At 61.2% G+C, this 24,987-nt stretch carries 20 protein-coding genes; 14 read left to right on the forward strand and 6 right to left on the reverse strand.

Features of this window, described 5'->3' with window-relative positions:
* The 4 genes from AB4N33_RS08690 (at window position 1) to AB4N33_RS08705 (ending at window position 4,973) form a co-directional block, all read left to right on the forward strand.
* A complete protein-coding gene (locus AB4N33_RS08690) occupies window positions 1–1,059 on the forward strand; it encodes an alpha-ketoacid dehydrogenase subunit beta (protein WP_460125683.1) in 1,059 nt (352 codons plus the stop codon).
* Window positions 1,060–2,331: a dihydrolipoamide acetyltransferase family protein gene (locus tag AB4N33_RS08695; protein WP_476457007.1), complete on the forward strand. Its 1,272-nt coding sequence runs from the start codon at window positions 1,060–1,062 to the stop codon at window positions 2,329–2,331.
* Window positions 2,332–2,334: 3 nt separating this feature from the next.
* Window positions 2,335–3,717, forward strand: a complete 1,383-nt coding sequence (gene lpdA, locus AB4N33_RS08700; protein ID WP_476457008.1) for a dihydrolipoyl dehydrogenase — start codon at window positions 2,335–2,337, stop codon at window positions 3,715–3,717.
* Between the two features lie 236 nt (window positions 3,718–3,953).
* Window positions 3,954–4,973 carry a branched-chain amino acid aminotransferase gene (locus AB4N33_RS08705; protein WP_460125689.1) on the forward strand — a complete coding sequence of 340 codons (1,020 nt, stop codon included), beginning with the start codon at window positions 3,954–3,956 and terminating at the stop codon, window positions 4,971–4,973.
* A 283-nt stretch (window positions 4,974–5,256) separates the two neighbouring features.
* Here AB4N33_RS08705 and AB4N33_RS08710 read toward each other — a convergent pair whose 3' ends face one another.
* Window positions 5,257–6,087 (reverse strand): TIGR03915 family putative DNA repair protein, encoded by an 831-nt coding sequence (locus AB4N33_RS08710; RefSeq protein ID WP_460141925.1) that lies wholly within the window; start codon window positions 6,085–6,087, stop codon window positions 5,257–5,259.
* A complete protein-coding gene (locus AB4N33_RS08715) occupies window positions 6,084–7,304 on the reverse strand; it encodes a putative DNA modification/repair radical SAM protein (RefSeq protein WP_476457009.1) in 1,221 nt (406 codons plus the stop codon). The genes AB4N33_RS08710 and AB4N33_RS08715 overlap by 4 nt, the downstream gene beginning before the upstream one ends.
* 200 nt (window positions 7,305–7,504) lie before the next feature.
* Between AB4N33_RS08715 and AB4N33_RS08720 the strand changes: the two genes are divergently transcribed.
* Entirely contained in the window at window positions 7,505–8,536 is a 1,032-nt protein-coding gene (locus AB4N33_RS08720) for a D-cysteine desulfhydrase family protein (RefSeq protein WP_476457010.1), read from the forward strand.
* 3 nt (window positions 8,537–8,539) lie between these two features.
* On the opposite strand, the gene AB4N33_RS08725 is transcribed toward AB4N33_RS08720, so the two are convergent.
* Window positions 8,540–8,878, reverse strand: coding sequence for an FKBP-type peptidyl-prolyl cis-trans isomerase (locus AB4N33_RS08725; protein ID WP_460125698.1), 339 nt, complete (start codon window positions 8,876–8,878; stop codon window positions 8,540–8,542).
* A gap of 206 nt (window positions 8,879–9,084) precedes the next feature.
* Here AB4N33_RS08725 and AB4N33_RS08730 point away from each other — a divergent pair, with 206 nt between their 5' ends.
* From AB4N33_RS08730 to AB4N33_RS08740, 3 genes are all read left to right on the forward strand, one after another.
* Window positions 9,085–10,155: a diguanylate cyclase domain-containing protein gene (locus tag AB4N33_RS08730; RefSeq protein ID WP_476457011.1), complete on the forward strand. Its 1,071-nt coding sequence runs from the start codon at window positions 9,085–9,087 to the stop codon at window positions 10,153–10,155.
* A gap of 121 nt (window positions 10,156–10,276) precedes the next feature.
* Window positions 10,277–12,085, forward strand: a complete 1,809-nt coding sequence (locus tag AB4N33_RS08735; protein WP_476457012.1) for a monovalent cation:proton antiporter-2 (CPA2) family protein — start codon at window positions 10,277–10,279, stop codon at window positions 12,083–12,085.
* 142 nt (window positions 12,086–12,227) lie between these two features.
* Window positions 12,228–13,328, forward strand: a complete 1,101-nt coding sequence (locus AB4N33_RS08740) for a DNA alkylation repair protein (RefSeq protein ID WP_476457013.1) — start codon at window positions 12,228–12,230, stop codon at window positions 13,326–13,328.
* A 107-nt stretch (window positions 13,329–13,435) separates the two neighbouring features.
* Here AB4N33_RS08740 and AB4N33_RS08745 read toward each other — a convergent pair whose 3' ends face one another.
* On the reverse strand, window positions 13,436–14,323 hold the full coding sequence (locus AB4N33_RS08745; RefSeq protein WP_476457014.1) for a LysR family transcriptional regulator: 888 nt from the start codon (window positions 14,321–14,323) through the stop codon (window positions 13,436–13,438).
* Window positions 14,324–14,443: 120 nt separating this feature from the next.
* Between AB4N33_RS08745 and AB4N33_RS08750 the strand changes: the two genes are divergently transcribed.
* The 3 genes from AB4N33_RS08750 (at window position 14,444) to lldD (ending at window position 19,131) form a co-directional block, all read left to right on the forward strand.
* Window positions 14,444–16,150: a GMC family oxidoreductase gene (locus AB4N33_RS08750; protein ID WP_476457015.1), complete on the forward strand. Its 1,707-nt coding sequence runs from the start codon at window positions 14,444–14,446 to the stop codon at window positions 16,148–16,150.
* A 10-nt stretch (window positions 16,151–16,160) separates the two neighbouring features.
* A complete protein-coding gene (locus AB4N33_RS08755; protein ID WP_460125707.1) occupies window positions 16,161–17,783 on the forward strand; it encodes an MFS transporter in 1,623 nt (540 codons plus the stop codon).
* Window positions 17,784–17,976: 193 nt separating this feature from the next.
* Window positions 17,977–19,131, forward strand: a complete 1,155-nt coding sequence (gene lldD / locus AB4N33_RS08760; RefSeq protein WP_476457016.1) for an FMN-dependent L-lactate dehydrogenase LldD — start codon at window positions 17,977–17,979, stop codon at window positions 19,129–19,131.
* Between the two features lie 32 nt (window positions 19,132–19,163).
* On the opposite strand, the gene AB4N33_RS08765 is transcribed toward lldD, so the two are convergent.
* Window positions 19,164–19,532: a DUF427 domain-containing protein gene (locus tag AB4N33_RS08765; protein ID WP_476457017.1), complete on the reverse strand. Its 369-nt coding sequence runs from the start codon at window positions 19,530–19,532 to the stop codon at window positions 19,164–19,166.
* Window positions 19,533–19,781: 249 nt separating this feature from the next.
* Between AB4N33_RS08765 and AB4N33_RS08770 the strand changes: the two genes are divergently transcribed.
* From AB4N33_RS08770 to AB4N33_RS08780, 3 genes are all read left to right on the forward strand, one after another.
* Entirely contained in the window at window positions 19,782–21,731 is a 1,950-nt protein-coding gene (locus AB4N33_RS08770; RefSeq protein ID WP_476457018.1) for a DNA topoisomerase III, read from the forward strand.
* 538 nt (window positions 21,732–22,269) lie between these two features.
* A complete protein-coding gene (locus AB4N33_RS08775) occupies window positions 22,270–22,599 on the forward strand; it encodes a hypothetical protein (protein WP_476458799.1) in 330 nt (109 codons plus the stop codon).
* A 261-nt stretch (window positions 22,600–22,860) separates the two neighbouring features.
* Window positions 22,861–23,163, forward strand: a complete 303-nt coding sequence (locus tag AB4N33_RS08780) for a hypothetical protein (RefSeq protein WP_460125717.1) — start codon at window positions 22,861–22,863, stop codon at window positions 23,161–23,163.
* A gap of 7 nt (window positions 23,164–23,170) precedes the next feature.
* Here the strand turns inward: AB4N33_RS08780 and AB4N33_RS08785 are convergent, their stop codons facing one another.
* Window positions 23,171–24,673, reverse strand: coding sequence for an aldehyde dehydrogenase family protein (locus AB4N33_RS08785; protein ID WP_476457019.1), 1,503 nt, complete (start codon window positions 24,671–24,673; stop codon window positions 23,171–23,173).
* Between the last annotated feature and the right edge of the window lie 314 nt (window positions 24,674–24,987).

A 24,987-nucleotide genomic window follows, 5' to 3' on the forward strand; every position in this document is an offset into this window, starting at 1 on the left:
ATGAACGATCACAACAACAATATTGCGCTGGATACCGCCATGACCACGACCACCATGACCATGATCCAGGCCCTGCGCTCGGCCATGGATGTGATGCTTGAGCGTGACGACAATGTGGTGGTATTCGGCCAGGACGTCGGCTACTTCGGCGGCGTGTTCCGTTGCACCGAAGGCCTGCAGAACAAATACGGCACCTCCCGCGTGTTCGACGCACCGATCTCCGAAAGCGGGATCGTGGGCACCGCCGTGGGCATGGGTGCCTATGGCCTGCGCCCGGTGGTGGAAATCCAGTTCGCCGACTACGTATACCCGGCCTACGACCAGATCATTTCCGAAGCCGCCCGCCTGCGCTATCGCTCGGCCGGCGAATTCACTGCGCCCCTGACCCTGCGCATGCCGTGCGGTGGCGGCATCTACGGTGGTCAGACCCACAGCCAGAGCATCGAGGCCCTGTTCACCCAGGTGTGCGGTCTGCGCACCGTCATGCCGTCCAATCCCTACGACGCCAAGGGTCTGCTGATCGCCTCCATCGAAAACGATGACCCGGTGATCTTCCTGGAGCCAAAACGCCTGTACAACGGTCCGTTCGATGGTCACCACGAGCGACCAGTGACCCCGTGGTCGAAACACCCCGCCGCCCAGGTTCCGGACGGTTACTACACCGTTCCGCTGGACGTTGCGGCCATCGCCCGTCCGGGCAAGGACGTGACCATCCTCACTTACGGCACCACCGTCTATGTGTCGCAAGTCGCCGCTGAAGAAAGCGGCGTGGACGCCGAAGTCATCGACCTGCGCAGCCTGTGGCCGCTTGACCTGGAAACCATCACCCGGTCGGTGAAGAAAACCGGCCGCTGCGTGATTGTCCATGAAGCGACCCGCACCTGCGGTTTTGGTGCCGAACTGGCTGCCCTGGTGCAGGAGCACTGCTTCCACCACCTGGAAGCGCCGATCGAACGCGTCACGGGTTGGGACACCCCCTACCCGCACGCGCAAGAGTGGGCGTATTTCCCTGGCCCGTCCCGTGTGGTCGCGGCTTTGCATCGGGTTATGGAGGTCTGAATGGGCACGCACGTTATCAAGATGCCGGACATTGGCGAAGGCATTGCAGAAGTTGAGTTGTCGGTGTGGCACGTCAAGGTCGGCGACATGGTCGTCGAGGATCAAGTGCTGGCCGATGTGATGACCGACAAGGCGATGGTCGACATCCCTTCACCGGTGCATGGCAAGGTGATTTCGCTGGGCGGCGTGCCGGGCGAAGTCATGGCGGTCGGCAGCGTGCTGATCAGCATCGAGGTGGAAGGCGCGGGCAACGTCAAGCAGGCAGCCCAGCCTGAAGAGGTCAAGGAAGCGCCGGCGCCCGTTGTTGAAGCCAAACAGGAAAGCAAGCCTGTCGCGGCCCCCGCGCCAGCGGCAAGACCCGCCGTGGCCCACGGTCCAATGGTGGCACGTGAGGCGAATGAGCGCCCATTGGCCTCCCCGGCGGTGCGCAAACATGCGCTGGATCTGGGTATCCAGCTGCGTCTGGTGCGCGGCACCGGGCCGGCAGGCCGAGTGCTGCATGAAGATCTGGAAGCGTACCTGGCGCAGGGTCAGTCCCAGGCTTCAAGCGCCCCGGCTGCGTATGCCCAGCGCCACGACGAAGAACAGATCCCGGTAATCGGCATGCGCCGCAAGATCGCCCAACGCATGCAGGACGCCACCCAGCGCGCCGCTCACTTCAGTTATGTCGAGGAAATCGACGTGACTGCCGTGGAAGAGCTGCGCGCCCACCTGAACGAAAAACATGGAGCCACGCGTGGCAAGCTGACCTTGCTGCCGTTTCTGGTCCGCGCACTGGTCGTTGCCCTGCGCGATTTCCCGCAGATCAACGCCCGCTACGACGACGAAGCCCAGGTCATCACCCGCCTCGGGGCCGTGCACGTCGGCATTGCCACCCAGGCCGACATCGGCCTGATGGTGCCGGTGGTGCGTCATGCGGAGGCCCGCAGCCTGTGGGACAACGCCAGTGAAATAGCCCGCCTGGCCAACGCTGCGCGCACTGGCAAGGCCAGCCGTGATGAGTTGTCCGGTTCCAGCATCACCCTGACCAGCCTCGGCGCGCTGGGCGGCATCGTCAGTACACCGGTGCTGAACCTGCCGGAAGTGGCGATCGTCGGCGTCAACAAGATCGTCGAGCGCCCGATGGTCGTCAAAGGCCAGATCGTGATTCGCAAGATGATGAACCTCTCCAGTTCGTTCGATCACCGGGTGGTTGATGGCATGGACGCGGCACAATTCATCCAGGCCGTGCGTGGCCTGCTCGAACAACCCGCTACCCTGTTCGTGGAGTAAGGCATGCAGACTTTGAATACCACGCTGCTGATCATCGGTGGCGGTCCTGGCGGTTACGTGACGGCGATTCGCGCCGGCCAACTGGGCATACCGACCATCCTGGTCGAAGGCCAATCACTGGGCGGCACCTGCCTGAACATCGGCTGCATCCCTTCCAAGGCGCTGATCCACGTGGCCGAACAGTTCCGCCAGACGCAAAAGCACAGCCAGAACTCGGCGCTGGGTATCAGCGTCGGCGCGCCAAGCCTGGATATCGGCAAGAGCGTGGAATGGAAGGACGGCATCGTTGATCGCCTGACGACAGGCGTCGCCGCGCTGCTGAAGAAAAACAAGGTTCAAGTGGTCCAGGGCTGGGCGAAGGTGATCGACGGCAAAACCGTCGAGGTCGGCGACACCCGTATCCACTGTGAACACCTGGTGCTGGCCACCGGTTCGAAGAGCGTCAACCTGCCAATGCTGCCGATCGGCGGGCCGATCATCTCCTCCACGGAGGCCCTGACACCGAAGTCGTTGCCAAAACGCCTGGTCGTGGTGGGCGGTGGTTACATCGGGCTGGAACTGGGCATCGCGTACCGCAAGCTCGGCGCGGATGTCAGCGTGGTCGAGGCGCAGGAGCGTATCCTGCCGGCCTACGACGCCGAACTGACTCAGCCCGTACACGAAGAACTGAAAAAGCTCGGCGTGAAGTTTTACTTGAAACATAGCGTCCAAGGCTTTAATTCTAATAGCAATACGCTGCAAGTTATTGACCCGAATGGCGATACCTTGGCCTTGGAAACCGATCAGGTACTGGTGGCAGTCGGTCGCAAGCCGAACACTCAAGGCTGGAATCTCGAAGCGCTGAACCTGGACATGAACGGCGCGTCGGTCAAGATCGACGAGCGTTGCCAGACCAGCATGCGCAACGTCTACGCCATCGGAGACCTGAGCGGCGAACCGATGCTTGCGCACCGGGCCATGGCCCAGGGTGAAATGGTCGCCGAGTTGATCAGCGGTAAATCACGCGATTTCAACCCGACCGCCATCGCCGCCGTGTGCTTTACCGACCCGGAACTGGTGGTGGTCGGCAAGACCCCGGACGATGCCAAGGCTGCGGGCCTGGACTGCATCGTGTCGAACTTCCCGTTCGCGGCCAATGGCCGGGCCATGACTCTGGAATCGAAAACCGGTTTCGTGCGGGTGGTCGCGCGGCGGGACAATCACGTGATTGTCGGTTGGCAGGCGGTGGGTGTGGGCGTGTCGGAGTTGTCGACCGCGTTCGCCCTAAGCCTGGAGATGGGTGCCCGACTGGAAGACATCGCCGGCACCATCCATGCACACCCGACCCTGGGCGAAGCGGTACAGGAAGCGGCGTTGCGTGCGTTGGGGCATGCGTTGCACCTTTAGATCGCGGCGCACCGATCGCGGGCAAGCCCGCTCCTACATTGCAACGCATTCCCCTGTAGGAGCGAGCCTGTCGAGGCGTCGAACCGTCGCGATCTTTTCAGGACGACGAGATTTTCTGCCCGTCATCCGATAGTCCGGGCTGCGAAACAACCCCGGAATGAAGTATTGTTGTGCCCATCCAAAAAACGTCAGAAGCCTTGAACCGTTTCGGCGGTTGTTCAGTGATAGAGGGTGTCATGGGTAACGAAAGCATCAATTGGGACAAATTGGGTTTTGACTACATCAAGACCGACAAGCGCTATCTGTCGTACTTTCGCAATGGCGAGTGGGACAAGGGCACCCTGACCGAAGATAACGTGCTGCACATCAGCGAGGGCTCCACTGCCCTTCACTACGGCCAGCAATGCTTCGAAGGCCTCAAGGCCTACCGTTGCAAGGACGGCTCGATCAACCTGTTCCGCCCGGACCAGAACGCCGCACGCATGCAGCGTAGCTGCGCCCGCCTGCTGATGCCGCATGTGTCCACCGAGCAGTTCATCGAAGCGTGCAAGGAAGTGGTTCGCGCCAACGAGCGCTTCATCCCGCCTTATGGCACTGGCGGCGCGCTGTACCTGCGCCCGTTCGTGATCGGTGTGGGTGACAACATCGGCGTGCGTACCGCGCCGGAATTCATCTTCTCGGTGTTCGCGATCCCGGTCGGCGCTTATTTCAAGGGCGGCCTGACCCCGCACAACTTCCTCATCTCCACGTTCGACCGCGCCGCGCCACAAGGCACCGGTGCCGCCAAGGTCGGTGGCAACTACGCTGCCAGCCTGATGCCGGGCTCGCAGGCCAAAAAGGCGAACTTCGCCGATGCCATTTACCTGGACCCGATGACCCACTCGAAAATCGAGGAAGTCGGTTCTGCCAACTTCTTCGGGATTACCCACGACAACAAGTTCGTGACCCCGAAATCCCCATCGGTGCTGCCGGGTATCACCCGTCTGTCGCTGATCGAACTGGCCCAGACTCGTCTGGGGCTGGAAGTGGTGGAAGGCGACGTGTTGATCGACAAGCTGTCGGACTTCAAGGAAGCCGGCGCCTGCGGCACCGCTGCGGTGATCACGCCGATCGGCGGCATCAGCTACAACGACCACCTGCACGTGTTCCACAGCGAAACCGAAGTCGGCCCGGTTACCCAGAAGCTCTACAAAGAGCTGACCGGCGTACAAACCGGCGACGTCGAAGCGCCAGCGGGTTGGATCGTCAAGGTTTGATCTGACGCCGCAAGAAAAAGCCCCCCATCGCGTTGGCGATGGAGGGCTTTTTTGTGTCTCAACGGCGAATTCACCCCTCCCCCTGTAGGAGCGGGCTTGCTCGCGATGGTAGACCAGACACCGCGGGGCACCAGGCAGCCAGCGTTATCGTTGGCCTCCATCGCGAGCATGCTCGCTCCTACAGGTTTTGTGAACACCGCCGACCTCTGTGGGAGCGGGCTTGTCGAGGCGTCGAACCGTTGCGATGGTGGGCCAGGCAACGCTGGCTACCAGACAGCCCGCCTCATCGCTCACGCCCCTCATGCCCAATCCGCTTACCCGACCTGCCCTTGATGCCGCTCGCCTGGCCATCCTGCTGCTTGCCGGTGCGGGCCTGGGTGATCAGTCCGGGAATCAGCGCGCCTTCGGGCAAGTTTTTCCAGAACCTGGCGGGCAGATGGCCCTGCATCACTTTCGGGTTCAGCCGCGCCGGGTTGAAGATGTGGCTGTAGTAGGTCAACCACATGTCGCCATGGGGGTCGTCAACGTTCTGTGCCATTTGCTGCCACGGCGCCGGGCATTCGCGCTGGTAGATGAGTTGTTCGCCATCGTAGTAAACCCCATCCCGAGGCGTGGCGATCAACCAACGGTGACGGCCCATGCGGCCGATGAAATGTTCGCTGGCGCTGTGCAGAATGTCGTGCGCCGGTTCGTGCCACGCCACATAGTGCGGCCCACTATTTTCAGGCAACGCAACGAACCGCACAAATGCATGTAGATGATGAGCTTCACGTCGTATCTGCTTGATTCTTCTCTGTAATTCACTTCCAAGCTTGTCCCCGGCCATCATCGCCGTGCGGTCACCGTGGCTGACCCGCCATAGCACTTCATACAGCAGGCTCCAGCGCTGGTCGCCGCGATATCGGGCGGCCTGTTCCAGTGTTTCCAGCAGCGTTCGCGGGATGCGTGCCTGAAACGGCCCCAAGGCTTGCGGCAGAGGCTCGTCGGTGGCGAACAGATCTGTCGCGCCTTCCGTAGCCCAACTGGCCTGGCTCGGGTCCACCCCGTGACTCAACAGCCAGCGCGCTTGCTGGCGCCAGGTGTCGAACAGGTCGTCGCAATCGAGATTGATCACCCCCACAACCCCATTTGCTGCGGTTGCGGTCGATCACGCATTTGCTGGTACAGCAGATCGCTGGTGACCTCCGACTGTTGTGGGTGGTAATCGCTGGTGATGAAAAACGGTTTGGCCTTGGTCAGAACGCAACGCATGCGTGCAAGGTCTTCGTAACGAATCCGGCGCTGGCGGCGCAACTCCACCAGACGCTCGGTGGTACGCAGGCCAATGCCGGGAATCCTCGCGATCAAGGTGGCCTCGGCGCGGTTGAGGTCCAGCGGAAACACCTCGCGATTGGCCAATGCCCAGGCCAATTTCGGGTCGATGTCGAGCGCCAGATGCCCCGGCCCCTTGAACAGTTCGCCAGCGGTGTAGCCATAACTACGCAACAGGAAATCCGCCTGATACAAACGATGCTCGCGCATCAGCGGCGGCGCGGCCAGGGGCACGCTCTTGGGGCTGTTGGGGATCGGACTGAACGCCGAGTAATACACCCGGCGCAACTTGTAATTGCCATACAACGCCTGGGCGCTGTGGAGAATGGTGCTGTCGTCGGTATCGTCGGCGCCCACGATCATCTGGGTGCTCTGCCCGGCAGGCGCGAACTTCGGCGCACGGGGCTCGTTGAGCACGGTTTGCTCACCGGTGTAGATCGTGCGCATCGCCTGGCGAATCGAGCCGAGTTGTTTTTCCGGTGCCAGGGTCTGCAGGCTGGCGTTGGTAGGCAATTCTATGTTGACGCTCAGGCGATCGGCGTAGCGCCCCGCTTGCTCGATCAGCGCCGGATCGGCTTCGGGAATGGTCTTGAGATGAATGTAACCACGGAACTCGTGCTCTTCACGCAAGAGTTTCGCGACACGAACCAATTGCTCCATGGTGTAGTCCGCCGAGCGAATGATCCCGGAACTGAGGAACAGCCCGCTGACACAGTTGCGTCGGTAGAAATCCAGGGTCAGCTTCACCACTTCTTCCGGCGTGAAGCGCGCCCGGGGCACGTCGCTGGAACGTCGGTTGACGCAATACTGGCAGTCGTAAAGACAGAAGTTGGTCAGCAACACCTTCAGCAGCGACACGCAGCGCCCGTCCGGGGTGTAGCTGTGGCAAATGCCCATGCCATCGGTGGCGCCCAACCCACTCTTGCCTTCGGAGCTGCGCTTGGGCGCGCCACTGCTGGCGCAAGAGGCGTCGTACTTCGCGGCGTCGGCGAGAATGCTGAGCTTGTCGATGAGTTCCATAGGTCAGCCTTTTACTGTATAGCCATACAGTATATCGCCAGAGCCGAGCAAACAAGCCCACGCATCAACCCTTGGTCAGCTCGCGGCCATCTCATGCGCCATTCATTACATCGCGTTAACGCTGTTGTGACTGGCTTGCCGTTTATCATCTGGGCCTTTGTCCATACAGTCCCCCCATCGATCGTCAACGAGGCACCACGATGCAAAGCCCACTGGACCTATCCCTGAGTGCCTTCACGCGAACAGACCTGATGCAAGGCCCGACGCCCATTCAGCGAGCCAGGCGACTGGAACGATTCCTGGGGCTGGATATTCGGGGGATCGGCCTGTTTCTCAAGCGTGACGATCACATGTCACTGGGCGGTGGTGGCAACAAGTTGCGCAAGCTCGAGTTCCATCTTGGCGCCGCTCAGGCTGCGGCTGTCGACACGGTCATTACCGTGGGCGGCGTCCAGTCGAACCATGCGCGGTTGACCGCCGCCGCTTGCGCAAACCTGGACCTCGCCTGTGAGCTGATCCTGACCCGCTCGGTTCCCAAGGCGGACACGGACTACGAGCTCAATGGCAACGTGTTGCTCGACCAACTGTTTGGCGCGCAGCTACAGGTGTTGGCCGCAGGTACAGATGCACTCGCAAAGGCAGAAGACCGCGCCACCCAACTTCGAGAGATGGGGCGCAAGGTGCTGGTCATTCCCATGGGGGGTTCGACACCACTGGGCAGTCTCGGATATGCCCGCTGTGCCGGAGAGATCGCTCGGCAGGAAACTGAACTCGGCGTGGCCTTCAACCAGGTCGTCGTGCCCAATGGCAGCGCCGGCACCCACGCTGGGCTGGCCGCGGGCTTCCATGTACTGGGGCGCGGCACCTCGTTGGTCAAGTCCTACTCTGTGCTGTCCGATCGGCACCTATCGGCCATTCGCACCCTGAGCCTGACCGAGGACACCCTGGCACTGCTGGGGGACCCGAACAGCTTGCCCCCTGAAGCAATCGTCATCGACGGCAACCAACTGGGTAAAGGCTACGGCTTGCCAACCGACGCGATGCAGCACGCCGTCCGCCTGATGGCCCGCAGCGAGGGCCTGCTGCTCGATCCGGTTTACTCCGGCAAAGCCTTCGCGGGCCTGCTGGCCGATTTCGAACAAGGGCACTTCCGTTCGGGAGACAACGTGCTGTTCATCATGACGGGAGGCACGCCGGGGCTGTATGCGTATCGGGAGACGTTTGAGGCTTGACCTTCAATCATCCCGCGTCAGCACTTCCAGCAATTCAATCTCGAACACCAGGTTAGAATTCGGCGTGATCTTGCCCATGGTGCGTTCGCCATACGCCAGGTGCGCCGGGACCAGCAGCTTGCGTTTCCCGCCGACCTGCATGCCCATGAGGCCCTGATCCCACCCCTTGATCACCCGACCGGTGCCAATGACGCATTGGAAAGGTTTACCTCGGCTGTAGGAGGAATCGAACTCCGTGCCGTCTTCCAGCCAGCCGCGGTACTGGGTGGTGATCAGCGCGCCTTTGACGGCGGCTTTGCCGTCGCCCGGCTCAATGTCGATGATTTGCAATTCGTCGTTCATGGTTCCACTCATCCACTGTCGCCCGGTTACGGGCGCGGACGCAGTTTTTCGCAGAATTCATCGTCAAAGGCAATCGCAGGAACCTGGCTTTGCGTCTGCGCACGGGATCTATCGTGCTCGAAAATGGCTGAAGTGAATTAGGACTTTGCTGCTATTGAGCAGGCGCGTGGTCTACCATAGGCGCAAATACGCAATGATGGCCAGCTATGATGGCACCCAACTTCGTCTGGATCAGCGCAGGACTTGGCGCGACGGTGGCGTTCCTGATCGCCGGCATGATCTGGCGCGAGCGCACGCTGCGCAGGCAATTGGCCGAGTATCAGAGGCGGATCGCGAGTTTGGCCGACCGACAATCCGCCGTTGAAAAAGGCGATGCGGAACGCTACAAGCGCAGCCAGTATTTTGCGCGGATCGGCACCTGGGATTGGGATGTCGACACTGAACGGTTGTACTGGTCGGACGCGATCTTCGGCATGTTCGGGTTCAAGATTGGCGAAGTGGTGCCCTCCTACGCCCTGTTCTGCAGTTGCGTACATCCCGATGACCGGGAGCGGGTGCGAGCCGGCGAGCTGCGATGCCTGGAAACCGGTGAAAACCACGACGAGGAATACCGGGTCGTCTGGTCCGACGGCACCATTCGCTGGTTGCGTGAAACCGGTAACGTGGTGAAGAACGCCCACGATGAAACGATCAAGATGATGGGCGTGGTCCGTGACATCACCGATGAGAAAGCTTCCGCCAGTTACTTGCAGCACCTGGCCCATTTCGACCCGCTGACAGGTCTGCCCAACCGCCTGGTGCTCGAAGAGCGACTGTCGGATGCGCTGGAACAGGCGCGAATCAGCGGTACTCGCGTGGCACTGGTGTTCATCGACCTCAACGGTTTCAAGGCGATCAACGACCGCTACGGCCATGGCGCCGGCGACCGCGTGCTTGTGACCATGGCGACGCGCCTGAAAAGAATCCTACGCGCCACGGACACGGTGGCCCGTATCGGAGGCGACGAATTCGTGGTGATCCTCCAGGGTTTGGCGCAAGGCGGTTGCCTGCAAGATGAAGCGCGTGTGATCTGCCAGAAGATTTTCATCGAGCTGTCTCCGCCCATTGCCATCGGCAATGATCATCGCCATATCGGCACCAGTCTGGGTGTTGCCGTTTTCCCCGACCATGCGCCGAGCATGGACCGCCTGATTCACATTGCTGACCTCGCGATGTATGAGGCCAAGCGAAGTGGGAATAATCAGTACCGGCTGGGTGGGCAGGCGGTTGGTCATTGATTGACTTGTCAGCCTGATTTTTTTTGGCGACTGTGGCTTGCCCGCGATGGCTTTTACTGACGCACGCAGCCTCAACCTTTATCCTTGCGCCCCCGCCCCACCGATTCCTGGAGTTTCCTCAATGCCCCATGAAGGCAACCTGCTACAAGCCGCTGTCGTATTCCTGTTCGCGGCGGTGCTCACCGTTCCCCTCGCCAAGCGCCTGCAACTGGGGGCGGTGCTGGGCTATCTGTTTGCCGGGGTGATCATCGGCCCATCGGTGTTGGGCCTGATCGGCAACCCGCAGAGCGTCAGCCATATTTCCGAACTCGGGGTGGTGTTGTTGCTGTTCATCATTGGCCTGGAGTTGTCGCCAAGGCGTTTATGGGTGATGCGCAAATCCGTATTTGGCGTAGGCCTGGCGCAGGTGTTGCTGACCGGTTCAGTCGTCGGTGTGGTCGCGCTGTTCCTGTTCGGTCAGCCGTTGAACAGTGCCATCGTGCTCGGGTTGGGTCTGGCCCTGTCGTCCACCGCTTTCGGCCTGCAAAGCCTGGCCGAGCGCAAGGAACTGACCAGCCCCCATGGCCGGCTGGCGTTTGCGATCCTGCTTTTCCAGGACATCGCCGCGATCCCATTGATTGCCATGGTGCCATTACTGGCGGGCACCGATCACACCACCAGCGGCGCACAGGGCCTGAACCACGCCCTGCAAGTGCTCGGCAGCATCGCCGTGGTGGTGATCGGTGGTCGCTACCTGCTTCGTCCGGTGTTTCGCGTTGTGGCTCGCACCGGTTTGCGGGAGGTGTCCACCGCCACGGCTCTGTTAGTGGTGATTGGCACCGCATGGCTTATGGACATGGTCGGTGTGTCGATGGCATTGGGCGCCTTCCTGGCCGGCCTGTTGCTGGCCGACTCGGAGTATCGCCACGAACTGGAAGCGCAGATCGAACCGTTCAAGGGCTTGCTGCTGGGTCTGTTTTTCATCAGCGTCGGTATGGGCGCCAACCTCAGTTTGCTGCTCAGCGCGCCGATCACCGTGCTGGGCCTGACCCTGCTGCTGATTGCGATCAAGCTGCCGTTGTTGTTCGTGGTCGGTCGATTGGCCGGGGGCTTGGGCAAGGTCAGCGCGATTCGCCTGGGTATCGTGCTGGCGGCGGGCGGTGAATTCGCCTTCGTGGTGTTCAAGATCGGTCGCGATCAAGGCCTGTTCGAGCCGCGCCTGTACGACCTGCTGGTGCTGACCATTACTCTGTCCATGGCCTTGACCCCGCTGTTGCTGCTGGTCTGCGCAAGGCTGGTCAGCCCGAAAGTGCAACCGGTGGTGGTGCCGGAAAAATTCCGCGAAATCGACACCGACGAGCCACGCGTGGTTATCGCCGGCATGGGGCGCATGGGTCAGATCATCGCTCGTATCCTGCGCGCGCAGAACATCAAGTTCGTCGCCCTCGACACGTCGGTGGAAACCATCGAGCTGTCACGCAGCTTCGGTGGTGTACCGGTGTTTTATGGCGACCCGATGCGCCCGGAAATCCTCAGCGCCGCCAAGGTCGAGCAGGCGGAGTACTTCATCATCGCGACGGACGACCCGGACACCAACATCAAGACCGCCGAGGTGGTCCATCGCCTGTACCCGCACATCAAGATCATCGCCCGCGCCCGTAACCGCCAGCACGTGCACCGCCTGGTGGACCTGGGTGCCGAGGCGATCCGCGAGACCTACTATTCAAGCCTGGAGATGAGCCGGCGCACATTGGTCGGGCTGGGACTGACGCAAGCTCAGGCGGATGCGCGCATCAAGCGCTTCAAGCATCATGACGAGCAAGTGCTGGAAGCGCAGCACGCGGTGTATGACGATGCAGCGAAGGTGTTGCAGACGGCGCAGGAAGCCCGGGCTGAACTGGCCAAGTTGTTTGAGTCGGATCAGCTTGAGGAGCAGGCTGGCAAGAGTTGAGGTGAGCTTCAGGGCCCCATCGCGGGCAAGCCCGCTCCCACAATGGCCCGGTGTTCGCATATCCAATGTGGGAGCGGGCTTGCTCCGGGGGCGTTCCGACGATGAACGATAACGCGGTCCACCTGAATACAAGGAACCAATAATGGCAACCGACCAACCCGCCCAAGCCCTCAAGGAAATCTTCAACGCCGAGCGCCTCCAGCACATCGCCACCGAGATGAGCGCGGTTTACCCCGATTTCAACGCTGCGGCTTTCCTGAAAATGGCCAACGAAGGCTTGGCCGAGTTGTCCATCATGCAGCGCATGGCCCGGGTCAGCGAGTGCCTGTACGCCACGCTGCCAATGAGTTACGAAGACTCGCTCGACGTACTGCGCGCCCTCGCCCCACGCCTCAACAGCGGCTTCGTCAGCGTTTCGCTGCCGCATTACGTCGCCACCTACGGTAGCCATGCCCTCGAGCAATCCATGGAGGCGCTGAAGTATTTCACGACCTTCGGCTCCGCCGAGTTCGCCATACGCCATTTCCTGCGCAACGATTTCGAGCGCACCCTGGCCGTGATGCACGACTGGTCACTGGACGACAACGAACACGTTCGCCGCCTGGCCAGTGAAGGCAGCCGGCCGCGCCTGCCCTGGTCGTTTCGCCTGGAGCGGATTCAGGCCGACCCGCGCCTGGCCGCCGCGATCCTCGACAACCTCAAGGCCGACGACAGCCTGTACGTGCGCAAATCCGTGGCCAACCACCTCAACGACATCACCAAGGACCATCCCGACTGGGTGCTGGACATCATCGAAGGCTGGTCACTGGACAACAAACACACAGCCTGGATCGCCAAACATGCCTTGCGCAGCCTGATCAAGCAAGGCAACCCGCGAGCGTTGGCGATCATCGGTGCCACGGGCAAGGCCGAGGTCGAGATTATCGGGGTCAAGGTCGAACCGGCGGTGATAACACTCGGGGAGAAAATCACCCTGTCGTTCACGGTCAGGTCCAAGGTAGAGAGCAGCCAGCGCCTGGTGATCGACTACGCCATCGACTACGTGAAAGCCAACGGCAGCACGTCGGCCAAGGTGTTCAAGCTCAAGACGCTGACCCTGCCGGTGGGCGCCAACGAGTTTGTCAGTCGCAGTCAATCCATCAAGGAACTGACCACCCGCCGGCACTATGCTGGCCGGCACGCGGTGCATGTGCTGGTGAATGGGGAGCGGTTGGCGAGCACCCATTTCGATATTTTGCCCTGAACCCGTGACCTCTGTAGGAGCGAGCATGCTCGCGATGGTGGTGCGGCCACCGCGGGGTTTCAGGCTTCCAGCGTTATCGTTAACGACCATCGCGAGCGTGCTCGCTCCTACAGGGGTAGCAGCAGACCCTGCTCACGCTCGCACATCTGCACGATGTAATCCCACATCACCCGCAGCCGCACGGATTTGTGCAGTTCGCGACGAGTGCTGATCCAATAGCTGCGCTGGATGCTTTCCTCCGGGAACAACGGCACCAACTGCGGATCGTCGCTGGCCATGTAGCAGGGCAGCACCGCGATGCCCAGACCCGCGCGTGCCGCCTGTTGCTGGGCAATGACGCTGGTGCTGTGGAAGACCACCTGCGGGTTGCGGCAGAAACTGTTGAGCAACATCAGTTCCTGGCTGAACAACAAATCATCCACGTAGCCGATCCAGGCATGCCGGCTGAGGTCTTCGCGGCTGTGCAGCGGCGGCGCCCGGTCGAGATAGGCCTGGCTTGCGTATAACGCCAGGCGGTAATCGGTGAGTTTGCGCGTGACCAGCATGTCCGCCGATGGCCGTTCCAGGTGAATGCTGATTTCCGCTTCGCGGTTGAGAATGCTGACGAAGCGCGGCACCGCAACCAACTCCACTTCCAGGCCAGGGTAACGTTCGAACAGCCCGTTCATGCGACTGGTCAGGAACATGATGCCCAGGCCTTCGGTCACACCGACGCGTATCTTGCCCAATGGCGCCGTGGATTGGCTGATCTCTTCCTGGGCCAATAACGCGACGTTTTCCATGGCTTCGGCGTGCTTTAGCAGCGCCTCGCCGGCCGGTGTCAGCTCGTAACCCTGGGCGTGCTGGACGAACAGCGCCGCGCCCAGGCTCTTCTCGATGGCCTCGATGTGCCGGGCCACGGTGGCATGGGTGGTGTGCAGGCGACGCGCCGCCGTCAGCAAACGCCCGCTGCGCTGCAATTCGAGAAAAAACCGCAGGTCATTCCAGTCGAACATGAACCGTCCCCGAGAACTGGCTGTTTAAAAACGCACAGCAGCTGCGCAAAAACTAACATTCTTTTGTCGAAAGCTAACAACTAGGATGACCGACAACAAGAACAAAAATAGAGGTCAGGGATGCAGACTTCCCTTGATGAGTTCGACTACATCGTGGTCGGGGCCGGGCCGGCCGGTTGTTTGTTGGCCAATCGCCTGTCGGCGAACCCGCAACATCGCGTGCTGTTGCTGGAGGCCGGTGGCCGCGACAACTACCCGTGGATTCACATTCCCGTCGGTTACCTGTTCTGCATCGGCAATCCGCGCACCGACTGGTGCTTCAAGACCGAGGCGCAGCCGGGCCTGCAAGGACGGGCACTCAGTTACCCCCGAGGCAAGGTGCTCGGTGGCTGCTCGTCAATCAACGGCATGATCTACATGCGTGGCCAGAGCGGCGACTACGATGGCTGGGCGGCCGATGGCAACCCTGGCTGGGCCTGGAACGACGTATTGCCGCTGTTCAGGAAAAGTGAAAACCATTTTGCGGGCGATTCGATAGCCCACGGTGCCAGCGGTGAGTGGCGCGTCGAGCGCCAGCGCCTGTCATGGCCGATTCTCGATGCCTTTCGCAACGCTGCCGAGCAAAGCGGCATCGCCAGCGTCGATGACTTCAACCAGGGCGACAATGAAGGTTGCGGTTACTTCCAGGTCAATCAGAAAGGCGGCGTTCGCTGGAACGCGGCCAAGGCGTTTCTCAAGCCGATCCGCCAACGCCCCAACCTCATCGTACTGACCGAAGTCGAAGTGGATCGCGTGCTGTTGGAAAACGGACGCGCCTCGGCCGTCACCGCCCGTTGGCAAGGCCAGGCAAAAAGCTTCAAGGCACGGCGGGAAATCATTCTGTGTGCGGGTGCTGTCGGCTCCCCCGGTATCCTGCAACGCTCCGGCATCGGCCCTCGTCCCCTTCTGGAAACAATCGGCATCGGTGTCGTCCATGAGCTTGCGGGGGTCGGCGGCAACCTGCAGGATCACCTGCAATTGCGACTGATCTACAAACTGGAAAACGCCCGTACCCTCAACCAGATTGCCGCCAGCGTGTGGGGCAAGATGGGCATGGGCCTGCGCTACCTGTATGACCGCAGCGGGCCGCTGTCGATGGCCCCAAGCCAGCTCGGTGCGTTTGCCCGATCGGGGCCGGAACAGACCTCGGCCAACCTTGAATACCATGTGCAACCGCTGTCGCTGGAGCGCTTTGGCGAGCCGTTGCACCCCTTCCCCGCCTTCACCGCATCAGTCTGCGACTTGCGCCCACAGAGTCGTGGTCGCGTCGACATCCGCTCGACCGACCCACAGCAGGCGCCGTTGATTCAGCCGAACTACCTGAGTCACCCCCAGGACCTGCGCGTGGCGGCCGACGCGATTCGCCTGACCCGGCGCATCGTCTCAGCGCCGGCGTTGCAAGCGTTCAAGCCAGTGGAGTACCTGCCTGGCCAGAGTTTGCAGAGTGAAGAACAGTTGCACGAGGCTGCCGGACGCATCGGCACGACCATCTTCCATCCGGTCGGCACGTGCCGGATGGGCAACGGTGCGGACGCAGTGGTCGATGCGCAACTCAAGGTCCACGGCATTCCCGGTTTGCGGGTGGCCGACGCGTCGATCATGCCGCGCATCACCTCGGGCAATACCTGCACGCCGACGCTGATGATTGCCGAGAAGGCGGCGCAGATGATCCTTGAGGCAGCGACACGAATTGATAATCCAAACTCTGTAGGAGATGTGTGCGACAGGAAGCGGCACCCGCCCACAAGGCAGGTGCCGACAGTGGAACAACAAAAACAATCACTGTGAGGGAACCGATATGTCAGAACATGTTCAGCCACTCAACATCACGCGCAGCGCCGACATTGGCCGCGACACCCGCAAAGTCATCTTTGCCTCATCGCTCGGGACGGTGTTCGAGTGGTATGACTTCTTCCTCTACGGCGCCCTCGCGGCAGTGATCAGCAAGCAGTTTTTCGCAGGGGTGAACGACACCACCGCATTCATTTTCGCCCTGATGGCCTTCGCTGCCGGTTTCATCGTGCGGCCGTTTGGTGCATTGGTGTTCGGCCGGTTGGGGGACATGATCGGGCGTAAATACACATTTCTCGCTACCATTGTCCTGATGGGCGTGGCGACGTTTTGCGTCGGCCTGTTGCCGACCTACGCCAGCATCGGCATTGCCGCACCGATCATCCTTGTGGTGCTGCGCATGCTCCAGGGCTTGGCCCTGGGTGGCGAATACGGCGGCGCCGCGACTTACGTCGCCGAACATGCCCCCATCGACAAGCGCGGTTTCCACACCAGCTGGATTCAGTCCACGGCCACGCTGGGGCTGCTGCTGTCGTTGCTGGTGGTGCTCGGCTGCCGCTATTTCACCGGTGATCAATTCGAAGTCTGGGGCTGGCGCATTCCGTTCCTGTTTTCCATCGTGCTGCTGGGCATCTCCACCTGGATCCGCCTGAGCCTGCACGAATCCCCCGCGTTCGTGAAAATGAAAGAAGAAGGCAAGCTGTGCAAGTCGCCGCTGCGTGACTCGTTCGGCAAATGGGAAAACCTCAAGGTCGTGCTGATCGCCTTGTTCAGCATCAACGCCGGGCAGGCCGTGACCTTCTACGCCGCGCAATTCTATGTGCTGTTCTTTCTCACCCAGTTCCTGAAAATGGACCCTGCGGTGGCCAACACACTGCTGATCATCAGCGTGACCATCGGCGCGCCGTTCTTCATCTTCTTCGGCTGGCTGTCGGACAAGGTCGGGCGCAAACCGGTGCTGATGCTCGGCCTGCTGCTGGCCACGGTGCTGTACTTCCCCATCTTCAAGACCCTGGCCCACTATGCCAACCCGGCCATCGACCTGGCCAGCCGCCAGGCGCCGATCACGGTGCACGCCGACCCGGCCACCTGCACCTTCCAGTTCGACCCGGTGGGCAAGGCCAAATTCGACAGCCCTTGCGACAAGGTCAAGACTTTCCTGGTCAAACAGGGCCTGCCCTACAGCAGCGAAGCCGCACCCGCCGGCAGCAATGTGCAGATCAGCATCGGCGACGTGAAGATCGAAGGTTATGACGAAGCGGCCCTGCGTGGCGCCGTGACGCTGGCCGGCTATCCATCACAGGCCGACACCCAGTCGATCAACAAGACCATGATCGTGGCGCTGATCGTCGCGCTGATCATCATCTCGGCCATGTGCTACGGTCCCCTGGCCGCCCTGATGGTGGAGCTGTTCCCCACGCGCATCCGCTATACCTCGATGTCCCTGCCGTATCACATCGGCAATGGCTGGTTCGGTGGTTTCCTGCCGACGGTGTCGTTTGCGCTGGTGGTGTACACCGGCGATATTTTCTATGGTCTCTGGTACCCGGTGCTGATCACGGCGGTGAGCCTGGTGGTGGGGATGATCTGTCTGCGTGAGACCAAGCAGGTGGATTTGAACAACAACTGATTTAGCCCGCAGCCCCTCCCCCCTGTGGGAGCGGGCTTGCTCGCAATAGCGGTGTGTCAGATACATCAACGGTCACTGGCACACCGCTATTGCGAGCAAGCCCGCTCCCACAATAGTCTTGATCGTGCCCACAAAACCTTTCGCTTTCGCTACTCTTGCACCATCGCCCCGCCACCTGCCCGAACGAGGCCCCATGATCATTTCCTCCGCATCCGACTATCGCGAGGCCGCACGCCGCAAACTTCCCCGTTTCCTGTTCGACTACATCGATGGTGGCGCCTACGCCGAGCATACGCTGAGGGCTAACAGCGCCGACCTCTCAGGCATCAGCCTGCGCCAGCGCATCCTCAAAAACGTCGAATCCCTGAGCCTGGAAACCACTCTGTTCGACCAGCCGCTGGCAATGCCCATCGTCCTCGCACCAGTCGGGTTGACCGGCATGTTCGCCCGCCGCGGTGAAGTTCAGGCAGTCAAGGCCGCCCAAAACAAAGGCATCCCGCTGTGCCTGTCGACGGTCTCGGTGTGCTCCATCGAAGAAGTCACGAGCCAGACCGAGCAAACCATCTGGTTCCAGCTGTATGTGCTGAAGGACCGCGGTTTCATGCGCAACGCCCTGGAACGGGCCAAGGCCGCAGGGATAAAAAACCTGGTATTCACCGTGGACATGCCAACGCCCGGCGCACGGTACCGGGATGCCCACTCAGGCATGTCCGGGCCGTTTGCCTCCTCGCGCCGGATCCTTCAGGCCATCACTCGCCCCGACTGGGCCTTCAACGTCGGCGTCATGGGCCGCCCCCACGACCTGGGCAATATTTCGAGGTATCTGGGCAAAGCCGTCACCCTGGAAGACTACATGGGTTGGCTCGCCAACAACTTCGACCCGTCAATCAGCTGGAGCGACCTGGAATGGATTCGGGATTTCTGGCAGGGGCCAATGATCATCAAGGGCATCCTCGACCCCCAGGATGCCCGGGACGCCGTGAGTTTTGGTGCGGACGGGATTGTCGTGTCCAACCACGGTGGCCGACAACTCGATGGCGTGCTGTCCACCACCAAGGCCTTGCCACCGATCAAGCAAGCAATTGGCGACGAACTGACGGTGCTGGTCGATTCTGGCATCCGCTCGGGGCTCGACGTGGTGCGCATGCTCGCCCTGGGTGCCAAAGGCGTCCTGCTGGGTCGATCCATGGCCTATGCACTGGCTGCCGATGGCCAGCGTGGGGTTGAAAACATGCTCGACATCTTCGCCAGGGAAATGCGCGTGGCGATGACGCTGACGGGCGTCACCTCGATTGACCAGATCGATTCCACGACGCTGGTGCAAGCGGCGCGCGAACTCAAGGATTGATACTCGCGCCCTGCCAGCGCAGGGCGCCTCGCTCAACCAACGTCCGGAAGCAGCTCGAAGGTGACCTTGTCCGGATAGAACGCCACATAGTTCTTGATCTGCGCCACCGACACCTTGGGCTCTTCGTAGCTCCACACCGCATTTTGCGCCTCGTGCCCCTCGACCTTCAGGCTGAAATAGCTCGCATCGCCCTTGTACGGGCAGTAACTGGTGTGGTCGGTACGCACGTAATACTCATCCTCAATGTCATCCCGTGGCAGGTAATACACCGGCGGATAGTTGGCTTCCAGCAACACCAGCGCCCGGGTGGACGCCGCCACTTCGACACCGTGAAACTTCACCATCACGCAGCCCGGCTGCTCGGCGATGGTAATGACAGGACTGGGACCTGAGCTCTTCATGTAATGCATTCCTCGGCACGAAGTGAACCTGAAAATCGAGACGACACCCTGTCAGGTATAACCCACATTTAACCATTACGACGGCTTCGCAGCCGAACGGAGGCTGGCGTCCGCTCTCGTCGATGGCACGCAGAATACGGCCTCGCCTGACACACAAAACTGTACATCCATACAGATAAAGATTGCTCCGTCGCTCATCAGCCGCCATTCTGTGCACCTTCCGGCAATTATTGATGAGCGTTGGTGGTCATGCGGCTGTACCTCTGTGAAAAACCTTCCCAGGCCAAAGACATTGCCGCCGTGCTCGGCGCCAAGCGCCGTGGCGACGGGTGCTGGCTGGGAACGGGAGTCACGGTCACCTGGTGCATCGGACACCTGCTGGAAACCGCTGCGCCGGATGCCTACGACACACGCTACAAGCGCTGGGTGCTGGCCGACCTGCCGATCATCCCGGACAAATGGAAAATGACCGTCAAGCCGCGTACGGCCAGCCAGTACAAGGCCGTCAGACGTCTGCTCGGCGAAGCTGATGAGTTGGTGATCGCCACCGACGCCGACCGTGAGGGCGAAATGATCGCCCGGGAACTCGTTGAGCACTGCCGTTATCGTGGACCGATCCAGCGCCTGTGGCTGTCGGCACTGGATGATGCTTCGATCCGCAAGGCGCTGGCTGCGTTAAAGCCAGGCGCCGAGACGTTCAGCCTGTATCACTCGGCGCTGGGCCGTTCGCGGGCCGACTGGCTGATCGGCATGAACATGAGCCGTTTGTTCACCCTGCTTGGACGCCAGTCCGGTTATCAGGGGGTGTTGCCCGTCGGCCGGGTGCAAACGCCGACGCTGCGGCTGGTTGTGGACCGCGACCGCAGCATTGCTGATTTCGTCCCCGTTGCCTACTGGGCCATCGACGTGCAGCTGCGGCACGAGGGCAGCACATTCACCGCGCAGTGGCGTGCGCCCTCCCACGCCTGTGACGACCAGGACCGTTGCCTCAATCAGGCTATCGCGCAACAGGCGTCAACGGCGTTGTCCAGTGCTGCGAATGCCAGGGTAACCAGGCTGCGCACCGAGCGCCTGCGTGAAGTGGCGCCGCTGCCATTCGATCTTGGTACGTTGCAGGAAGTGTGTTCGAAGAAGCTCGGCCTGGGCGCACAGGAAACCCTGGACATCGCCCAGGCGCTGTACGAAACCCACAAGGTCATCACCTACCCGCGCAGCGATTGCGGCTACTTGCCGCTTAGCCAGCACAGCGAGGCGCCAGGCATCCTGGCGGCGTTGAGGCAGGCGGATTCGACGCTCGAAGCGTTGCACGAGCACCTGCAACCTGCGCGTCGCTCACGGGCGTGGAACGACGCAAAAGTCAGCGCGCACCACGGCATCATTCCCACCGCGGCGGCAAAAAATCTAGAACGGCTCGCCGGCAAGCAGCGCGCGGTTTATACCCTGATCCGCGCACGCTACCTCGCGCAGTTCCTGCCCGATCATGAATTCGACCGTACCCAGGCCGACTTCGACTGCGCCGGCCAAGCCTTGCGCGCCGTCGGCAAGCAGATCGTCGAACCGGGCTGGAAACGCGCCCTGCCTGAAGCCCTCGCCCCGGCCAGGGGCCGCGAAGCGCCGGTGCCACAAACCCTGCCCAGACTCAGCGAAGGGGACGAATGTGCGGTGGCCGAGGTGAAGCTCAAGGACCTGTGGACCCAACCCCCCAAACCCTTTACCGAAGGCGACTTGATCAAGGCGATGAAGAACGTCGCCAAACTGGTGGAGGACCCTGTGCTCAAACAGAAGCTCAAGGACACCACCGGCATCGGCACCGAAGCCACTCGCGCCTCGATTATCCAGGGCCTCCTCGACCGGGGTTACCTGATCAAGCATGGCAAAGCCCTGGCCGCGACACCGGCCGCGTTCAGCCTGATCGATGCGGTGCCCCGCGCCATCGCCGACCCCGGCACCACGGCCATCTGGGAACAGGCGCTGGACATGGTGCAGAGCGGGGAAATGAGCCTCGAAGAGTTCGTCACCAAGCAGGCCGCGTGGATGAGCAAGCAGGTCGCCCGCTGCGCCGGGCTGAACCTGACCATCAGCGGGCCGGCAAGCCCGGCCGGACGCGGCGCCACACCGTGGAAAAACAAGCGCAAGTCTGCCAAGGGCAAGCCGGTGACAGGCCGCAAACGGGCGGCAAAACCAGCGGGCAAGGCTTGATGCGCGGCCCCTGCCAAACCTGCCGTGAGTTCCGTCCTCTCATTCCAAACAGCTTTGTCAGACAATATGTAGTGACTTGAAAATATCACTACAAAACCGTTGACGACTTCGATTTGCCCTTGCATGATGCAGCCATCTCCCCGATCGGGAGTAAGGCAACATGTTTGAGCAAGCTCGTCTGACCGCCGAGCTGTTTTTCCCGGATACACGCTGCCCACAAGGCAGATTGAAGAAGCTGACCTGGCCCGAACGTCCAGTACAAGGACGAGAAGCGCTGGCGATCAATCCTCATGAAGCTTGTGGCCGACCGTGAAACGTCGGTAGTGGCCTGAAGGTTATCGCTGCTTCTCCTCGTTGTGACGCTATTGCGTAGCAGTTATTCAACACGACTACATGCAACAGACGCAGGCCCCGCCAATTTCGGCGGACGACTGCTGACGTCCTGGTTTCGGTGCCAGGGATCAACTAACCGATGGGCTAACTGTATTAGCGAATCAACTTTGAAAAAGATCACCAAATGGTCAAGGGGGCTTTAATGATGAACCTGAACAATCAACCAACCATCGATGAATTGGCTCGTATGTTCGCTGCGCAAAAAGACAGCCATGACAGCCATATCCTGTGGATCAGCAAATCGGGCCAGGTTCAGATCGACTGCCTGGCGCCCCACGCCCACGAAGCCGAGTTTGAACAGAACCACGAGAACCTGGTGGCGCGCCTGAAGATGTACCGTCGCGGCCAGGGTTACGTCGGCAAGAAAGCCGCGGCCGACAAAGACTTCATCAGCAGTGTTTTCCAAACACTCAAACAGGCCTGGGACTCGATGCAGAACAAGAACGAAGTTCAGGTGATTGACCGGTTTTATTAATTAAGTCGCTTAACTGAAAAGGCCCCGCTCGATAATTCGAGTGGGGCCTTTTTTATGTTTTTCAATCCTTGTAGGAGCGAGCATGTCGAGGCGTCGAACCGTCGCGATGGTCGTCAACGATAACGCTGGCTTCCTGACTCCCCGCGGTGTCCGTACCTCCATCGCGAGCATGCTCGCTCCTACAGGGTTATGTGTGAGCATGTGCAACCGCCAAACGCAGCTATCGTTAACACACGCGATGTCGTCCATTGGAGATGTGCAATGAGAACCAAGCTGATCGCTGCGCTGTTGCTGGTGGGAGCAGGTGCGGCCCAGGCCAACAATGTTCAGGGCGTGCCCTCCTTCGCCGTGGAATGCCCCGGCAAATTCCTCGTCCAGGCCGATCAGGACGGGCCGGTGCTGATCAACAGCAAGGAAGCCGAAACACGCGCGCTCACCGACCGCAGCTTCGAAGCCAAGGGATCGGGCATTACCCTGTCGATCGTGATCGCCGATGACGACTCGGTGGAGGTGTCATCGACCGGCAAGGCACCCAATGGGACGTGCCAGTCAGTCGACGACTGATCCTCGCCTAGCGCTTGACCGACAGATCGGTCTGAGTCATGCGACTGCGGACAGTGAACACGCCATCGCCCGAGAGAATGGCGCTACGGGCAAACAGGCGGCCGCTCTCCCAGTTCGAAAGACCCAGCTCCGGTTTGTTCAGCGCGTACTGGCCGTCGACCCAACGGGTGATGCCGTTGCCCACAAACGGCGCGTTGACCGCATTGTAGAAACGCTCGTGCGCTTCAGGCGTTTCACTGATCAGCGACACGGTGAACTGGGGGCTGTAGTGATTGAACAAGGCGATGGCGCTGTCCAGGTCGTCGACGATTTTCAGGCTGACTTCCGGGGTCTCTTCCCATTCCCACTCGCGACCCAACTGATCCTCCGGCTGCGGCTCGGCCATGGCCTCGGCCTGGTAGCCCTCCGCACGGCAAACCTCGACCGTTGCATGTCGCCATTCAAAAGGCAGGCAAGACTCACTGCCCTCGACAATGTGCAACTTGCAGCCTTCATCCCGTGCCGCCCCGGCGGCTTTCAATGCCTGCAAGAACAACGGCACCAGCTCGGCGGCGCGGTCGCGGTGAATCAGGCAAACGTTGAGGGTGTTGCAGACCTTGCGATCCAGGGAGTTGCGCACCACAGCGGCAAATCGCGTGGCATCGGCGTCCTGGTCGGCGATCAACCAGGCGCCGCCAGTGCCGTGGAGGCTCACGGCGGTGCCGGCCTGCTGGGCGATGCTGCCCAATTGGCTGACTGCACGTCCCGAGCCCCGGGCCACGGCCAGCGACAGGCGCCGGTCGGCGAACATCGCCCAGCCGGCGGCGTGGTTGACACTTTCCACCAGCGACACCGCCCCCACCGGCAAACCGGCGGCGCTCAACGCAGGATTCAAGGCGTGGGCGACGATGGCTTGCGCCGTGCCCAAGGCATCGCTGCCAATGCGCAGCACCGCAGTGTTGCCAGTGCGCAGCACACCCGCGGCGTCGGCGAAAACGTTCGGCCTGCCTTCAAAGACGAACGCGACAATGCCCAGCGGTGAAACCACCTGCTCGACTTTCCAGCCTTCGTGTTCGACGCAACTGATCACCTTGCCGCGCGTGGCAGGTGCATCGCGCCAGGCCCTGAGGCCGGCGATCATGTCCCGGCGCATGCGCTCATCGGCCAGCAGACGCGTGGTCGAACGCCCCCGTGACTTGGCCCACTCGATATCGGCCAGGTTGGCTGCCTCGATCAAGTCCCAGCAATCCTGATCGTCCAGGCGCTGGGCGAACAGGTCGAAGAACTCGCTGATGGCCTCATCCGACACCGCCGACATCGCCGTGAACGCCGCTTGCGCGCGCTCGATCGCCACCGCCGCAGCCTTCTGGTCCGCGACGGGGATCAGCAACAGTTCGCCAGTGACCTGCTCCACCAACAGGTGGTCCCCGGGCTGAAAGCGCAAGGCCAGTTCGGGGCTGACCACGGTGACGCGGTTACCAGCGAAAGGGATAGGCGTACCAGCGACTAGACGTTCGAGCGCGAGAGACATGAAACGGTTTCACCATGCAGTGGGCGGCCAGGAAATGTATAGCAAACTCCCGGTAGGAGCGAGCACGCTCGCGATGGAATCAAGAACACCGCGAGGCATCGGGCACCCAGCGTGATCGTTTAACGGCCTTCGCGACGGTTCGACAAGCCAGCTCCTGCCGTGGAGTGTATCCCAGTGTATAAACCCCCGTTCTCGACACACCCCTCAACAAAACCCGCCCCCAGCGACACATCGCAGATACACCCCATTGATGAAATACGCCTGTCGACTGGCTCAGCCAACTCAGACACTCAACTCACTCAATGCACGGAGTA

This window comes from Pseudomonas sp. S1_E05 (assembly GCF_056337105.1).

Bases quoted from the DNA above. Each gene is read 5' to 3' on its own strand.
- AB4N33_RS08690 (WP_460125683.1), top strand. From the start codon at position 1: ATGAACGATCACAACAACAATATTGCGCTGGATACCGCCATGACCACG.
- AB4N33_RS08695 (WP_476457007.1), top strand. From the start codon at position 1,060: ATGGGCACGCACGTTATCAAGATGCCGGACATTGGCGAAGGCATTGCA.
- lpdA (WP_476457008.1), top strand. From the start codon at position 2,335: ATGCAGACTTTGAATACCACGCTGCTGATCATCGGTGGCGGTCCTGGC.
- AB4N33_RS08705 (WP_460125689.1), top strand. From the start codon at position 3,954: ATGGGTAACGAAAGCATCAATTGGGACAAATTGGGTTTTGACTACATC.
- AB4N33_RS08715 (WP_476457009.1), bottom strand. From the start codon at position 7,304: ATGGAACTCATCGACAAGCTCAGCATTCTCGCCGACGCCGCGAAGTAC.
- AB4N33_RS08720 (WP_476457010.1), top strand. From the start codon at position 7,505: ATGCAAAGCCCACTGGACCTATCCCTGAGTGCCTTCACGCGAACAGAC.
- AB4N33_RS08725 (WP_460125698.1), bottom strand. From the start codon at position 8,878: ATGAACGACGAATTGCAAATCATCGACATTGAGCCGGGCGACGGCAAA.
- AB4N33_RS08730 (WP_476457011.1), top strand. From the start codon at position 9,085: ATGATGGCACCCAACTTCGTCTGGATCAGCGCAGGACTTGGCGCGACG.
- AB4N33_RS08735 (WP_476457012.1), top strand. From the start codon at position 10,277: ATGCCCCATGAAGGCAACCTGCTACAAGCCGCTGTCGTATTCCTGTTC.
- AB4N33_RS08740 (WP_476457013.1), top strand. From the start codon at position 12,228: ATGGCAACCGACCAACCCGCCCAAGCCCTCAAGGAAATCTTCAACGCC.
- AB4N33_RS08745 (WP_476457014.1), bottom strand. From the start codon at position 14,323: ATGTTCGACTGGAATGACCTGCGGTTTTTTCTCGAATTGCAGCGCAGC.
- AB4N33_RS08750 (WP_476457015.1), top strand. From the start codon at position 14,444: ATGCAGACTTCCCTTGATGAGTTCGACTACATCGTGGTCGGGGCCGGG.
- AB4N33_RS08755 (WP_460125707.1), top strand. From the start codon at position 16,161: ATGTCAGAACATGTTCAGCCACTCAACATCACGCGCAGCGCCGACATT.
- lldD (WP_476457016.1), top strand. From the start codon at position 17,977: ATGATCATTTCCTCCGCATCCGACTATCGCGAGGCCGCACGCCGCAAA.
- AB4N33_RS08765 (WP_476457017.1), bottom strand. From the start codon at position 19,532: ATGAAGAGCTCAGGTCCCAGTCCTGTCATTACCATCGCCGAGCAGCCG.
- AB4N33_RS08770 (WP_476457018.1), top strand. From the start codon at position 19,782: ATGCGGCTGTACCTCTGTGAAAAACCTTCCCAGGCCAAAGACATTGCC.
- AB4N33_RS08775 (WP_476458799.1), top strand. From the start codon at position 22,270: ATGAACCTGAACAATCAACCAACCATCGATGAATTGGCTCGTATGTTC.
- AB4N33_RS08780 (WP_460125717.1), top strand. From the start codon at position 22,861: ATGAGAACCAAGCTGATCGCTGCGCTGTTGCTGGTGGGAGCAGGTGCG.
- AB4N33_RS08785 (WP_476457019.1), bottom strand. From the start codon at position 24,673: ATGTCTCTCGCGCTCGAACGTCTAGTCGCTGGTACGCCTATCCCTTTC.